Below are 12,809 nucleotides of genomic sequence, written 5' to 3' on the forward strand. Positions count from 1 at the left end.
TGGTTGGAGCGACCAATTTTTGAGATAAAAAAGTCGTTTCCTGACCTTGGCTCAGAGGTCAATCTCGATCACACCATCCGGCTGTGTCGCCCGGCTTTGGCACAGGATGATAGCGCTCTCACGTTGTTTCTTGGACAAAACGAAATCGCGGTGTTCGACCTCACCCGAAATCACGCCGCATTTGCAGACCCCGCAGATGCCATCGGCGCATTTCACATCCACGTGAATGCCAGCCTCGTTCAGCACCTGCGCTGCATCTTTGTCGGCGGGTACAGTCAGATCTCGACCCGATTTTGCCAGCCGCAAAGTGAAGGCGTGATTCTCATAGTCCGGCTGCTCGGGGACCGAGAAATACTCCAGATGCCGCGCTTCTTCGGGAAAGCCCTGACGCTCAGCCGCTTGCATAACTCCGTCCATGAAGCGATCAGGGCCACAGGTATAGACGTGCCAACCGTCTTGATATCCCGACAGGACGGCTTCTAGATCGGCCCGCGTGCCTTCGTCCGAGAAATGATAGTGCACGTGATCCGCCCAAGGCATCGCTGCCAGATCCTTCAGATACCCCGCCCCGGCACGGGTACTGGCCGAATAGTGCAGCTGGAACGGTTTGCCCATGGCATACAGACGGTGAGCAAAGGCGATCATCGGAGTGATGCCGATCCCGCCGCCCATCAGGAAGGTCTTGGTTGCGCCCTCGTCCAGTTCGAAATGGTTGATGGGTTTCGAGATGAAGACCTTGCGCCCCTCGTTGAAAATGCGGTGCAGCAGAGCTGAGCCACCGCGTCCCTCATCCTCACGCAGCACGCCGATCTGATAGGTGGCGCGGTCTGCTGGATCGCCGGACATAGAGTACTGCCGCAGGAATTCCGGCGCGACCAGCACGTCCAGATGCGCGCCCGCCGTCCATTCGGGCAGTGGTGAACCGTCCAGCGTCGAGAATTCGTACTTGGTCACATCCGCAGTCATCTTGTCGACCTTGGTCAGTGCGACGCGCATAACCGGGGCATCGCCCGCGCTGGTATAGCGGTGGATCACCGACAGATCACCCGCCGCTTTGCGCGCCTTGTATTCCTCGGCCGTGACCATGGCCTCATAGGCTGCGATCCCAGCCTCACGGTCCATGGCGAACGGATAGGGCCAGGGATGCGGGGCCAGATAGGCGGGGTAGACGGCCAGAGTCTGATCTTCGTATTTCAGGTCTAGGTCGGTTTGCAGATCGCGCCGGTTCAGCGGGTGGTCGGTCGGGCGATAGGCGCCGTCCGGTTGCAGCTCCAGATCCCACCACCATTTCTTGACGTCGTTCAGCCCGCCATTGCCCACGGCATCATCCAACCGCGCCAGCGCGGGCGCGGCCTTAGGAATATTCATCGCGGCCCAGCGGAAGGGACGTTCCTTGAATATGCCTTCCAAATTCCACGGGCAGGTTTTCATACATCGCCCGCACATCGCGCCGCCCGGCGTGGTCACCCTGTAGGTGGCGCATTTTTGGCTGTCGGACTTCCAGATCTCATAGCCGTTGAACATCAGCTTCGGCCCGGCCGTGATCGCACCCGAGGGGCATTCGCGGGCGCATTTGTTGCAGCTTTCGCAGAAGGTCTGCAGACCGTAATCGATCGGCTTGTCATGCGCCATCGGCATATCCGTCGTCACCGCGCCGGATTTTAGGCGGGGCCCCAGATAGGGGTTAAGGATCACCTCTCCGATCCGGCTAACCTCTCCCAGCCCAGACAACAACAGCAGTGGCGGCTGTAACACCTCGCCATCCATTACGGTATGCGCGCGGGCCTTATAGCCCAGATTGCGGATCTGTTGCGCGATCACTCCACCCAGTAACGAAAACCGCAGATAAGCGCGCATCGACTGCGCGACACTGATCCAGTCATCGCCGCTGGCGCCCTCCATAGTCTCATAACCCTGGTCGATGATCATGCTGATGGCCTGGTCGTGGGGCGGCGTGATCTCCTCGCCCGTTGCATCATGCGAGTACCACGCCCAGTCCGGGCACCGGCTGAGGCCCACCGCATCGACCCCCAGAAAATACGTGGCCGCCTTGATATTCGCGGCATTGCGCGCGGCGTCCGTAGGCGGCGCGGTATCGGCGCTTTCCCCATCCTGCAACAGAACAAACGCGCCCAGCGCGCGGCGTTGCGCGGTACTGGGCGCGGCCTTGCGCACGTAATACCCGCCCTTGGCCCCGTCTTGCAGATGCTTGCCCATATCCCCGAACTGCGCGCGAGCGAACATGTCGGCGCGCTTGGGGACGCGGGCGACGTTTTCCTCGTCGATATAGGTTGTAGGTTTTTCCACCCGCTTGAGGGTCTCAAACGGATGCGCCCCGTCCACATAGCGCCGTTTGGCATAAGGGTCGCGGTTCAGCGCGTTCTTGGCAAAACCCGCGCCCAGCCACCACGCCGGGCCTTGGGTTCGAAACCACGGCTGTTGCGCCATGGGGCGCAGGGGCTGATCGTGGGCGATCTCCATCTCGGTCGTGACCGCAGCCAGTCCGAACCGTTTACCCAGCCACGGCGCGACCAGCTCTCCGTCTTCGACCGAACACAGCCCCGCCGCGACGGCCAGCTTACCCAGATCAACCTCGGAAGACATGACCGTATGCGCCCGGGCGTCAAAGCCCAGAATGCGGATGTAGTTGGCGATGACCACGGCGTTTTCGGTCGCCAGAAGACAAGCGCGGTGGTCTTGCGCATCCATGATCCAATCTGCGCCGGGCTCGTTGGGGTCCGGGTCGCGGTTGTGTTCGTACAGAAAGACAATCGCATGGCGATGGGTATCCATGGGGCGCGGTTTGGCCTCCATGCTTTCTTTCAGATCGGCCATGATCAAGTCGATCCCCGAAGCCAATGTCTTGGTCTGCCGTGTCTTCAGCGCATGGGCCAGACGGTCGATATCGGGGTTGCGGCGGGGTTCGGTCAGCAATGCCTCGGGCGGCAGAGGACCACACCCCATCATTGAGGCATCATTGAAATAGCCGAACGCTTTTAGATGGTTGGCACGACCGGTCAGATCGGCAGGCACCTCGGACTCCACCGGATTCACGAACCCATCCCGGATCGTATCCAGCATCGCTTGAAACTCACCCATCGCATTGACAATGCTCTCAGGGCGCTCAGGGCGATGAAAGCTAAGCGTTGGCATGGGCATCACCTCGGAAAGATCAGGCAAATCCGACTGCCGTGCCAACCGTTCTAGCGGGTATTGCCCCATATGAACCGGGCGGTTCTTGTCCGAGAAAAAGCGGATTCCCATCGCGCACCTCCTGATGATGACAGTCACCTATTGCGCACTGGACTGCAAATCCATTCATGAATAATCATACACGTCATGAGGAAAACTGATTTTACTGATCTGGACGGTAAGGTCTTGCGCGTGTTTCTGACCATTCTCGAAGAAAGTTCGGTATCGAAAGCGGCCGACCGGTTGGGCGTGACGCAATCAGCGATCAGCCATACGCTGGCCAAATTGCGACAGGTTCTGGGCGATCCGCTGTTTGTCCGCTCGGGTCAGGGGCTGACCCCGACCGAACGGGCTTTGTCGCTGAAAGACCCAGCGCAAAACGTGCTGGATGCAATGCGGGCGCTGACCGAAAACCGCCCGTTTGATCCGATGCTCGAGGAAATGCAATTTCAGATCGCCACCAACGACATGCCGCGCGAACTGATCTTTCCCGAACTGCTACGCGCCACACGGGCCGAGGGCGTCCGGTTGCGGCTAGGGTTCATACCTTCGGGTGTTCCCGATCCGGACTTGTTGCGTAGCGACCGGTGCCAGCTGATGCTGACGCCCCTGCCGCCTGATGGGCCGGACATCTTTCAGAAACGTATTCTCAGCAGCCCATTGATGATCTTTTACGATGCAGAACGACGCTGTCCGCCGGACAGTTGGCACGCCTACTGTGCGACTGAACATGTTGACGTTCGGTTTCCCGATGGCCGCAGTTCGCGAGCCGTGATGCGGGGCGTAGACCAAAGCCAGATCAGACCACCCACCGTCACCTTGCCTCATTTCAACGCCATCCCGTCCTTTGTGAAAGGCAGCGACCTGATCTCGACCGACACCGCGTTGATGAAACGCGGGCCACTGGCTGCGCTGGACTGCGCGCCCTTGCCGTTTAAATGCGAGCCGGTCTCGATCTACATGGTCTGGCATCAAAGGTCGGCAAACGATCCTGCTCATCGCTGGGTACGTAACAGGATCGAGTCCACCGCGCGCGCCCTTCAAACCTGAGATAAAAGCCATTTTTGCACCACCTCAACCAGTTCCGGTTGTCGGGGGCGTTTTGGCACGACGATGTGAAAACCGAGATCCTCGACCAATACGTCAGGCAGAGGTTGAACAAGGCGTCCTGACGCCAGTTCGGCCGCGACCAATGGCGCATTGGCCAGCGCTATCCCTTGCCCGGACACAGCCGCGTCAATGGCAAGGCTTGTCTGGCTAAAGTTCATCATTCGTGGCTTGCCGACGACTCCGGCCCGATCAAGGAACAAAGGCCAAAGACCGTGGGTGTCGTTCAAAAGGATTGCGCCTGACAGGTTCTGCGGCGCTTTGACTTTGTTGGCCATCGAAGGGCTACAGACCACAATGAATTCAGTGGAAAACAGAGGCACCGATGATAAGTCGCTGCCAAATGGGGATCGACCCTGTCGCACGGCGATATCGACCCCGTCGCCTTTGAAATCTGCCAACCGCTCGCGCGCGTCGATCTGAACGGCGATATCCGGATAACGCGAGGAAAAGTCCTTTAGCCGTGGCACCAACCATTTCGACGCGAAACTGGGCGTGACCGAAATCGTAACATGTCTGTCGCCGGACAGATCGGTGACCGCCTCTTCGATCAAACGAAAAGCGCGGCGCAGAGGGGCATGAAACCTGCGTCCGGCTTCGGTCAACACAAGGCCACGTGGCAGGCGATCAAACAGCTTCTCGGCCAATCGCGCTTCTAGTCTGCGCACCTGTTGGGCAACCGCCCCTTGCGTCACGCCCAACTCTTCTGCTGCCAGTCGAAAGTTGAGATGTCGCGCCGAGGCTTCAAACGCGCGTAGGGCATTGAGCGGGGGTAATGCGGTCACATAACCATCCTGTAGATTTTCTACAACATAGAAACAGAAGAACTGATTAGTCAAATGCGCCGACGAGGCGCATTTTCGGGTCATCAACAAACGGAGAGATCACATGACCAAAGTGGCGCTTATCACAGCCGGTGGCAGCGGCATGGGTGCGGATTCTGCCCGGCGGCTGGCTGCAGACGGGTTCAAGGTCGGTATCCTGTCCTCTTCGGGCAAAGGCGAGGCACTGGCGCATGAATTGGGCGGTGTTGGCGTGACCGGTTCAAACCAATCTACAGAAGATCTGCAAAAGCTGGTCGACGCCGCGATGACCCATTGGGGGCGGGTCGACGTTCTGGTCAACTCGGCCGGGCATGGACCCCGCGCATCGGTACTGGAGCTGACGGACGAGGATTGGCACACAGGCATGGACGTCTATTTCATGAACGCCGTTCGCCCAACCCGCCTTGTCACGCCGATCATGCAATCGCAAGGGGGCGGGTCGATCATCAACATCTCGACTTTCGCCGCCTTCGAACCGGACCCGGTCTTCCCTACGTCGGGCGTGTTCCGCGCCGGACTGGCCGCCTTTACCAAGTTGTTTTCCGACCAATACGCCGCCGACAATATCCGCATGAACAATGTCCTGCCCGGCTTTATCGACAGCCTGCCCGAGAAAGAAGAGTTCCGCGCCCGTATCCCGCTGGGCCGCTATGGGCGCAGCTATGATGAGATCGCCTCGGTCGTGGCAATGCTGGCGTCCGAAGGCGGAGGCTACATCACAGGGCAAAACATACGCGTAGACGGTGGCATCACGCGATCCGTCTAGGATCAGAACCGCGCCTTAATCAGATGCGTAAGCGCCGCGCCTGTCTCGAAATAGGCGCGCCGCAGGCCGGTCCAATTTTCCGAGTACTCAGCAACTGCCGGGACAGGCAGCAGACCCGGATCATTGCGCAACAGGCTTTTGGCCATTTGACGGCCAAAAACCGTACCCGGGCCGATACCACGGCCCGAGAACCCATGCGCTGCCAAGGCATTCGGGCCAATCTGCGTGATTTTGGGAATATGGTCCGACGTCATCGCAATGCGACCATGCCAACCTTGGGTCAGGGGCTGGTCGGACAGCTGCGGATAAAGCTCGGCCTTCTTGCGTCTGATCCACGCGCTGTGGGCCCCGCTACCTGCATGCCCCAGATCGCCCATCGCCCCGATGATAAAGCGTCCCTCGTGATCCAACCGGAACGAGGTCATGATCAGGCCAGTATCCCAGGCACCCTCGCCTTGGTGCAGAATACTGGCGCGCAGGTTGTCCGAAAGCGGGGCTGTCGCGAACTGAAAATAGTAAACCGGTACATATGCAGGCGCCGTTCCGGGCAAACCCCGGTGATAAGCATTTGTGGCCTGGATCAACGCTTTGGCCCGAACAGTACCTTCTGCTGTGGTCAACACCCACACATCGCCGTCACGCGACAGCGATTGAACCGGGCTTTGCGTAAAGACCTGCGCCCCCGCCTCAACTGCCGCACGCGCAAGCCCGCGGACATAGTCCAACGGCTGGATCGTCCCCGCACGCGGATCAAAAACCGCACCGTGAAAAGCCGCACTACCGGTGCGCTGGCGGGTTTCGTCGGCTGACAAAAGCTCAATCGGGGCACCGGTCGCACTGAGTTGTGCATGCCGGTTTTTCAGGTCCTTAAGCCCGGCAGGCGAATGCGCACAGTGCAGGGTACCGTTGCGCACGGGCGAACAGTCGATCCCATGTTGCTGGATCAGGTCAAACACATCGCCCGGCGCAGCCCCTAGCAGGTCGATAAGGCGGTTGCCTGCCGCCTCTCCCAAAAACGCACGAATTTTGTCCGGTGGCAGCCACAGACCTGCATTGGCAAAGCCGACATTTCGGCCCGATCCACCATGCCCGATTTCCTGCGCCTCAAGCAGAGCAACCGATGCGCCGGACTGCGTCGCCGTCAAAGCCGCCGAGCAGCCAGTATACCCACCACCGATCACAGCCAGATCAACCGCCAGATCACTGGTCAAAAGGCTACTGGCCACATGCTCCTTACTGGTATTCAGCCAGAGGGACTGGTCATGGTCGCTCACGTCGGGCTCCTTGCGAATAAGCAGATCATCAAGACTGTGTCAGCCGGTTGCAAGTGCGCGCTGATCATCGCGGCCCATGGCAATCAGGAAGGGTTGCGCATCCTGCCGCGCCTGAAACGCGGGTTTGTTCGCCAAGCCGCGCCAATCCGCCAATACCAGAGACTGTGCCACTGCGCCCCCAAGGGTTGCCCCGGGTCCAGCAACGATAAACAGGTCCGGTGCAAATTCGCGCGCTGCGGTTTGGACGGCGCGGGTGAAGTCATAGGGTTCGGTGACTTGGTGACCTAAAGTGTAGTTCCACAACGCTTGCGTATCCGTCGCTGCAGGCCACCAGATTTTGCCGCGTCCGTCGATCAGAGGGCGCTCGGGCTGGCCAAACAGGTCGGCCCCCAACCGCGCGCGGCCCTCGGCGGCGACCGGGGCTTGCAGCGCCGTGTGAAACGCGGCGTGATTGGCCAGACGCATCGGGAACCGGTCCTGCTGGCCGGGCTGAGACGCCTCGAACGCAGCCAGCCCGGCCTCATCCCCGGCCAGAACCAGCATTCCGCCCAGATCAATCGACAGGCCAAGCGTGTGGCCGTCCTGCGCATTGATCCGCGCGACCTCGGCCAGCAACTCCTCCTTCCGAGCAGGGTCGTTTACCCAGTCGTCACCGATGAATGGATAGACCAGTTGCCCGCCGATCAGGTGATCCTGCATCAGCGTGCCCATGGTGTTCACCACCCGAAACCCGTCCTGCGGCGACAACGCCCCGCCCGCAGCAAGCGCGCTGTACCAGCCCATCGAGTTCCCCGTGACCGCGACAACCTCGATATAATCAGCCATGGCCTGCGCATCCGCCAAAGACGCCGCATAGATCAGAGCCGAAGCCACATCCCCGCGCGAATAGGTACTGACCGTGAACCGGTCGGCCCCATCTAACGCAGTCACAGCCTGCTGCCCCGCCTCGGCACGCAGGGCGTCGAAGCTGTGAAACAGGTCCATCCGCTGCGCGTGGTGACGGTGCAGATAGCCCAGCTCGGGCTTGTTATAGGTGCCTCGACCGGGGCAGATCAGAACAGCGGTACGGGTCATGCGCGGCCTCCGGTCAGGTTTAATGCAGCGGCAACGATCCCGTCTTTTGACGGCAAAGGGGCTGCATAGGCGGGGCCGGTTGCGATGAAACTGTCCTCGGCCACGACGCGTGCGATTGGGGTGGCCGGACTTTCTTCGGCGAAGAAAGTCATCAGCGCCTCGGATTGACTGCCTGTCCGGCGGCATTCGTCGACGATCAACACATGTGCGCAGCCCTCGGTGGCCTCGCACAACGCCTGAACAGGCAGTGGCGCCAACCAGCGCAGGTCGATGATCCGCACGTTCAACCCCGCCGCCTGCAACTCGGGCAGCGCCTGTTTCGACAGGTAATGCCCGTTGCCATAGGTCACGATGGCAAGATCGGTGCCGTCGCCATGCACCCCCACCTCACCCAGCGCGATCCGTCGATCCGGCGCGGGATAAGTCGTCATCCAGCCCCCATCCTGCGCCTCATGCAGATCACGCATGGGATAGAGCGCGATGGGCTCCAGAAACACTACCACCCGCTGTTCTTCCCGCGCCAGCCGGAGGCATTCGCGCAGCATCTGCGCCGCATCCTCGCCGGTCGAGGGGCAGGCGATGATCACTCCGGGAATATCGCGCAGCACGGCCAGCGAGTTATCATTGTGGAAATGCCCGCCGAACCCTTTCTGATAGCCCAAGCCAGCAATCCGAACGACCATAGGGTTGGTGAATTGCCCGTTCGAGAAAAACGGCAGCGTCGCGGCCTCGCCCCTGATCTGATCTTCGGCATTGTGCAGATAGGCGAGGAACTGGATTTCGGGGATCGGCACAAACCCGTTATGACCCATGCCAATCGCCAACCCCAAAATCGACTGCTCGTCCAGCAGCGTGTCGATTACCCGGTCCGGCCCGAACCTCTGTTGCAGCTTTTGCGTGACGCCGTAGACGCCCCCCTTGCGGCCCACATCCTCGCCCATGCAGACGATTTCGCCATGTTCCAGCATCAAATCAGTCAGCGCCCAATTGATCAGGCGACTCATGGGCTGAGGGTCATTCATTGCTCGCATATCCCCGCCAAACGCATCTGCGCGCGCCTCGGCGCCGGGTCCGTTGGTGGGTTTGCAATCGCGTTTGGGCGGGATCAGGCTGGCCATCACCTCGGCAGCGCCGCCCAGATGAGGGCGCGTGGCAGCCTCGGCAGCGACGCGATCGGTACGGGCGCAAGTGTCCTGGTATATCTTCAGCGCCTGATCAGGTGACAGTGCCCCGGCCTGATCCAGCAGGCGCACGGAATGCAGCAAGGGATCGTTGGCCTCGTCCGCCTCGACCTCGGATTTGGGCATATATGTCGTCGGCACATCCGCCCCCGCATGGCCGTAAAGGCGCACGGTTTTCAGATGCAGGAAGGCAGGTTTCCGGCGGGTACGCACATAATCGGCGGCCTCTTGCGCGACGGCATAGGTCTCGTAGATATCCAGCCCGTTGGCCTGAAAATACGTGATGCCCGGGCGATGCTCCATCGACGCCTGTATCCAGCCCTTTGGCGTTTTGACCGAGATGCCAATCCCATTATCCTCACACACAAATAACAAGGGCAGAGGGGTCGATTGAACGCTGGTCCAGCCCGCCGTGTTGATCGCCCCCTGCGCGGTCGAGTGGTTGGCCGAGGCGTCGCCGAACGAGCACATGGCGATCCCGTCCTCGGGCAGTTCGCGATGCTCAGGTGCGTGACGCCGCGCCGCGCCCAGAGAATAAGCCGCGCCGACCGCCTTGGGCAGATGACTGGCAATGGTCGAGGTCTGTGGCGGGATGGTCAGCGCTTTGGACCCCAGCACCTTGTGCCGTCCGCCCGAGGTGGGGTCGTCGGAAGAACAGGCAAAACTCAGCAGCATGTCCCAGGCGATCTGCTGGCCCGGCACCTGCTCCGCGCGGGCGATCTGAAAGGCGGCGTCGCGATAGTGCAGAAACGCAATATCCGTTGGGCGCAGCGCGTGGGCCACAGCCGCCATCCCCTCGTGCCCGGATGAGCCGATGGTATAGAACCCCTGCCCCGCCTTCTGCATCGCGCGGCTGGTGCGATCCAGTGCCCGGCTTAGCACCTGCGAGCGAAACAGAGATACCGCTTCGGGCGCAGGCAGTCCCGACTGAGGAGGCGCACCATGGGGGAAATCGCGTTGCGCCACACGGGTCAGGAAATTCTCATGAACGATCTGAGCGCGATCCATTTGCGGGTCCTTTTGGTTCAACCTGGCGGCAACATCAGAAATACAGCGCCCCCTTCTTGCAGGCATTCAGCAGCTTACGCAAAGGAAATGCCTGTGATGTGTATCGGGCTGGCGCAGCGCAAATACCAGTGATATTCCCTCCCAAAGGTATGAGGATTTATCATATGATCGCGCCCCGTCGTTTCCTACCCTCAATCCCGTCGCTTCTGGCTTTGGAAGCGGTAGACCGGCTAGGCAGCGCCTCGGCTGCAGCCGAAGAGCTGTCGTTGACCCAAAGCGCGATCAGTCGACAACTCAAGGCAATGGAAGAGCAACTGGGCGTTGATCTGATTCAACGCAACCAGATGCGACTGAACCTGACGCCCGCGGCAAAAGAATATGTTCAGGTCGCCCGGTCCAGCCTGAGTCAGCTTGCTCGGGCGTCTCTGAAGCTGAAGGCCAACCCGACCGGCGGCTCACTCAATCTGTCGATTCTGCCAGCGTTCGGGATGCACTGGCTGGCCCCCCGCCTTCAGGATTTCGCCCGCAAACACCCCGAAGTCACCGTAAACCTGAACACGCGTCTTAGACCGTTTGAGTTTGAAAACGAACACTTCGACGCCGCGATTCACTTTGGCGGACGGACATGGGCCGGTGTGAACTACTTGCCGATCATGCGGGAAGATGTTCTGCCGGTCTGCGCGCCAGATCTGCTTCCGACACAGAACGATGACCCCGACTGGCTTTTGAGTGCACCCTTGTTGCACTTGGAAACGCGGCCAGATGCGTGGGAAAGGTGGTTCGCTGTACAAGGTCGATCCGTTAGTGGTATTTCTGGCATGCTATTTGACCAGTTTTCGACGATGGGTCAGGCGACAATCCACGGGCTGGGGGTCGCGTTGCTGCCGACTTATTTGATCGAAAACGACTTGAAAACGGGCAAACTGGTGCTTGCATGGAACGGCCCGAGTGTCAGCCTTGGCGACTTTTTTCTTGTCTGGCCCCAATCCCGAGCGGAATCTGAACCGCTCCGATCGTTTCGAACATGGCTACAGGATCAAATCTCTTTAGCCTGAACCAATAGACAAGACTTACCGAGCAAAACTGCGCGGCCTCCCGCCTTGCGTACAGCGGACAGCAAGGGCCGGGCAGGCGCGGGCTGCGCCCGCGCCTGCCCGGCCCAACGGAAGGAGATGTTTCTTCAGAAACGTCGACGACGGGCGGGAGTATCCCGTCGGGCTTTATGTGTCCAAGGAACGTGCGATGAGTTCCTTCATGATCTCATTGGTGCCACCATAGATCATTTGAACGCGCGCATCGGCGTAGAGGCGCGCGATAGGGTACTCCATCATAAACCCATAGCCTCCGAACAACTGCAGGCATTCATGCATGACTTCGTTCTGCACCTCGGAACCCCAATACTTGGCCATCGATGCCGTCGCTGCGTCCAGCGTTCCAGCTTCAAGCCGAGCGATACAGTCATTCACAAAGCTACGCAGAACCTCGGCTTTGGTTTTGCACTCGGCCAGTTTGAATCGTGTGTTCTGGAAATCCATAACCCGCTGACCGAAGGCTTTGCGCTCTTGCGTGTAACGCACCGTCTCGGCAATCGCGAAGTCGATCGCGCCAAGTGCGATGATCGCAATCGTCATACGCTCCCACGGCAACTGCTTCATCATTTGATAAAAGCCCTGCCCTTCTTCCGGGCCGATCAGGTTGGTCATCGGCACCTTTACGTCCTCGAAGAACAGTTCGGCCGTGTCGTTGCCCTTCATCCCCAACTTCTTGAGGTTGCGCCCCTTCCGGAACCCGTCCGCGCCTCCGGTCTCGACCGCCACCAACGAAACACCTTTCGAGCCCAGCGATTTGTCCGTTTTTGCTGCGACAAGGATAAGATCAGCCGACTGACCGTTAGTAATAAAGATTTTCGAGCCGTTTATGCGGTATGAATTGCCATCTTTATCGGCAGTTGTCCGAATGCCTTGAACATCGGAACCAGTGCCGGGCTCAGTCATCGCCAACGCGCCGACCATTTCACCCGAAGCCAGCTTGGGAAGCCATTTTTGCTTTTGCTCTTCACTGCCATAAGCGGTGATGTAATGGGTCACAATCGATTGGATCGGGTAACCCCATCCACAATCTCCGTGCGACGCCTGCGCGTACATCGTAACCGCGTCGAAACCAAGACCGCCCCCGACACCGCCATGTTCCTCGGAAATCGACCCGGCCATAAGACCCATTTCCCCAGCCTTGTGCCAGAACGCTCGATCAACTTGCCCCTGATCGCTCCAGCGTTCGGCGTTGGGGACCAATTCATCCTGCATGAAACGGTCCGCCATCTCTGCGAACATCCGATGCTCTTCGGTTACCCAATTGGCGGCATTCGTAAACAAAGACATTTCGT

9 protein-coding genes are annotated in these 12,809 nt (G+C 59.8%); 3 read left to right on the forward strand and 6 right to left on the reverse strand.

Annotated features, from left to right (window positions below; translation table 11 throughout):
* Positions 1-51 precede the first annotated feature (51 nt).
* Positions 52-3,264, reverse strand: coding sequence for a reductive dehalogenase (locus GOW48_RS03910; protein ID WP_170751550.1), 3,213 nt, complete (start codon positions 3,262-3,264; stop codon positions 52-54).
* Positions 3,265-3,339: 75 nt separating this feature from the next.
* Between GOW48_RS03910 and GOW48_RS03915 the strand changes: the two genes are divergently transcribed.
* Positions 3,340-4,242 (forward strand): LysR family transcriptional regulator, encoded by a 903-nt coding sequence (locus GOW48_RS03915; protein ID WP_170751552.1) that lies wholly within the window; start codon positions 3,340-3,342, stop codon positions 4,240-4,242.
* Here the strand turns inward: GOW48_RS03915 and GOW48_RS03920 are convergent.
* The gene (locus tag GOW48_RS03920) at positions 4,233-5,084 is read right to left on the reverse strand and encodes a LysR substrate-binding domain-containing protein (protein ID WP_331251764.1); all 852 of its coding nucleotides are present in this window, start codon (positions 5,082-5,084) and stop codon (positions 4,233-4,235) included. The two genes, GOW48_RS03915 and GOW48_RS03920, sit on opposite strands and share 10 nt — an antisense overlap.
* Positions 5,085-5,187: 103 nt before the next feature.
* Between GOW48_RS03920 and GOW48_RS03925 the strand changes: the two genes are divergently transcribed.
* The gene (locus GOW48_RS03925) at positions 5,188-5,889 is read left to right on the forward strand and encodes an SDR family oxidoreductase (RefSeq protein ID WP_170353367.1); all 702 of its coding nucleotides are present in this window, start codon (positions 5,188-5,190) and stop codon (positions 5,887-5,889) included.
* 2 nt (positions 5,890-5,891) lie between these two features.
* On the opposite strand, the gene GOW48_RS03930 is transcribed toward GOW48_RS03925, so the two are convergent.
* Genes GOW48_RS03930 through GOW48_RS03940 form a run of 3 tightly spaced genes read right to left on the reverse strand, consistent with a single transcriptional unit; the run spans position 5,892 to position 10,426 of the window.
* Positions 5,892-7,163 (reverse strand): NAD(P)/FAD-dependent oxidoreductase, encoded by a 1,272-nt coding sequence (locus tag GOW48_RS03930; protein ID WP_170751557.1) that lies wholly within the window; start codon positions 7,161-7,163, stop codon positions 5,892-5,894.
* A gap of 39 nt (positions 7,164-7,202) precedes the next feature.
* Positions 7,203-8,237 carry an ACP S-malonyltransferase gene (locus GOW48_RS03935; RefSeq protein ID WP_170751559.1) on the reverse strand — a complete coding sequence of 345 codons (1,035 nt, stop codon included), beginning with the start codon at positions 8,235-8,237 and terminating at the stop codon, positions 7,203-7,205.
* Positions 8,234-10,426, reverse strand: a complete 2,193-nt coding sequence (locus tag GOW48_RS03940) for a dehydrogenase E1 component subunit alpha/beta (protein WP_170751560.1) — start codon at positions 10,424-10,426, stop codon at positions 8,234-8,236. Before GOW48_RS03940 ends, GOW48_RS03935 begins: the two co-directional genes overlap by 4 nt.
* 164 nt (positions 10,427-10,590) lie before the next feature.
* Here GOW48_RS03940 and GOW48_RS03945 point away from each other — a divergent pair, with 164 nt between their 5' ends.
* Entirely contained in the window at positions 10,591-11,481 is an 891-nt protein-coding gene (locus tag GOW48_RS03945) for a LysR substrate-binding domain-containing protein (protein ID WP_170751562.1), read from the forward strand.
* A 165-nt stretch (positions 11,482-11,646) separates the two neighbouring features.
* On the opposite strand, the gene GOW48_RS03950 is transcribed toward GOW48_RS03945, so the two are convergent.
* Positions 11,647-12,804, reverse strand: a complete 1,158-nt coding sequence (locus GOW48_RS03950) for an acyl-CoA dehydrogenase family protein (RefSeq protein ID WP_170751564.1) — start codon at positions 12,802-12,804, stop codon at positions 11,647-11,649.
* Between the last annotated feature and the right edge of the window lie 5 nt (positions 12,805-12,809).

It is taken from the genome of Ruegeria lacuscaerulensis (genome assembly GCF_013033355.1).
In the GTDB taxonomy this organism is placed as follows: Bacteria; Pseudomonadota; Alphaproteobacteria; order Rhodobacterales; family Rhodobacteraceae; genus Ruegeria; species Ruegeria lacuscaerulensis_A.

Bases quoted from the DNA above. Each gene is read 5' to 3' on its own strand.
- GOW48_RS03950 (WP_170751564.1), bottom strand. From the start codon at position 12,804: ATGTCTTTGTTTACGAATGCCGCCAATTGGGTAACCGAAGAGCATCGG.
- GOW48_RS03935 (WP_170751559.1), bottom strand. From the start codon at position 8,237: ATGACCCGTACCGCTGTTCTGATCTGCCCCGGTCGAGGCACCTATAAC.
- GOW48_RS03925 (WP_170353367.1), top strand. From the start codon at position 5,188: ATGACCAAAGTGGCGCTTATCACAGCCGGTGGCAGCGGCATGGGTGCG.
- GOW48_RS03910 (WP_170751550.1), bottom strand. From the start codon at position 3,264: ATGGGAATCCGCTTTTTCTCGGACAAGAACCGCCCGGTTCATATGGGG.
- GOW48_RS03915 (WP_170751552.1), top strand. From the start codon at position 3,340: ATGAGGAAAACTGATTTTACTGATCTGGACGGTAAGGTCTTGCGCGTG.
- GOW48_RS03940 (WP_170751560.1), bottom strand. From the start codon at position 10,426: ATGGATCGCGCTCAGATCGTTCATGAGAATTTCCTGACCCGTGTGGCG.
- GOW48_RS03945 (WP_170751562.1), top strand. From the start codon at position 10,591: ATGATCGCGCCCCGTCGTTTCCTACCCTCAATCCCGTCGCTTCTGGCT.